The organism is Paenisporosarcina sp. P5_A11, assembly GCF_056400705.1.
Map to the genome: position 1 here is coordinate 1 of NZ_JBFUKT010000319.1, position 1,801 is coordinate 1,801.

Below are 1,801 nucleotides of genomic sequence, written 5' to 3' on the forward strand. Positions count from 1 at the left end.
AAGCGGGTACTGGTCTAATTACAGGAATTGTTTGTGCAGTATTCAGTGTGGGAATTGTCTTTTTCATCCAACATGATTTGTTATTAGGACTTTTAGTCGGAACCGCTATTTTTGGCTCCATATTTGTCGCAACTTTGTCAGGTTCATTCATTCCGCTACTCATACATCGAATGAATATCGATCCAGCTGTAGCATCGGGACCTTTTATTACCACACTTAATGATATTATTAGTATATTAATATATTTAGGGTTAGCAAGCATGTTCTTAACACAAATATAGTTTTAAAAAGAAGCAACAGTCCACAATGACTGTTGCTTCTTTTTTATGTAGAAAGCATGCGAAGAGATGCCCATTTCCGAGGATAGCCGACGTGAAACCGCGCATAGCCGACACAAATCCGCTCATAGACGGGATAACAGTGGAGAGAATGTCCAGTTCCGCAGATAGTTGAAACAGATTCGCGCATAGGCGACAAGAAACCGCGGATAGACGACAAAGAACCGCGCATAGCCGACACAAATCCGCTCATAGAGATAACAGTGGAGAGAATGTCCAGTTCCGCAGATAGTYGAAACAGATTCGCKCATAGGCGACAAGAAACCGCGGGTAGACGACAAAGAACAGCGCATAGCCGACACAAATCCGCTCATAGACGGGATAACAGTGGAGAGAATGTCCAGTTCCGCAGATAGTTGAAACAGATTCGCTCATAGGCGACAAGAAACCGCGCATAGAAAAAATCCTATTCCACAATTAGCAACAATGAAAGAGTACTATTTTTAAAGATTTTTTTGCACTAATCTTTCTTGTGATGTATTATTAGTACCAGGTAATAATAATTAGAATTAACTAGGGGGATTTTTTCATGTCTTTGTCATTACAAGGAAAAACATACGTTATCATGGGTGTAGCAAACAAACGGAGTATTGCTTGGGGGATTGCACAGTCTTTAGATAAAGCAGGTGCAAATATTATTTTCACGTATGCTGGGGAACGATTTGAAAAGTCTGTTCGCGATTTAGTGGCAACATTAGAAGGAAAACATGAATTAGTTCTTCCTTGTGACGTTACGAATGATGAAGACGTTGAAAAATGTTTTTCAACAATTGGACAAGAAGTAGGGAAAATCGATGGCTTAGCTCACTGTATTGCCTTTGCAAAAACAGAAGAGTTGGCGGGAAATTTCTCAGATACGTCTCGTGATGGATTCTTACTTGCACATAATATTAGTGCTTTCTCATTAACTGTCGTAGCTAAAGCAGCAAAACCTTTAATGACTGAAGGTGGCAGTATTGTCACATTAACGTATTTAGGTGGAGAAAAAGTAGTACCTAATTATAATATTATGGGTGTAGCAAAAGCTTCTTTAGAAATGTCAGTTCGTTACTTAGCAGCTGACTTAGGAAAACATAACATTCGCGTTAATGCGATTTCAGCAGGTCCAATTCGCACATTGTCTTCTAAAGGCGTAAGTGACTTTAATAGTGTATTGAAAGAAATTGAAGAGCGTGCTCCACTTCGTCGAAATACAACACCAGAAGAAGTTGGCGATACGGCATTATTCTTATTTAGTCAATTATCTCGTGGGATTACTGGCGAAACGATACACTGTGATAGTGGTTTTCACATTCTGTAAACCAGGAGCATAAACTATCTCAAAAAGGGTGTGTATGTTTCAGTGGAAAATGATCCTCTCCTTTTTGTTCAAGGACCTCCGGTATACCGGCATATACCTATGGTTTCATATTGGCAAGAAGAAAGTACCTCGATCTTCCCCGAGCCCATTATAAAAGCAGTCG

General features: G+C 39.8%; 2 protein-coding genes. Both read left to right on the forward strand.

Annotated features, from left to right (window positions below):
- Window positions 1–281: magnesium transporter (locus AC1DOS_RS19870; RefSeq protein ID WP_477538872.1), on the forward strand; the 281-nt coding region annotated here is incomplete at its 5' end.
- 586 nt (window positions 282–867) lie between these two features.
- Window positions 868–1,638, forward strand: a complete 771-nt coding sequence (gene fabI, locus AC1DOS_RS19875; protein WP_108584270.1) for an enoyl-ACP reductase FabI — start codon at window positions 868–870, stop codon at window positions 1,636–1,638.
- Window positions 1,639–1,801 lie beyond the last annotated feature (163 nt).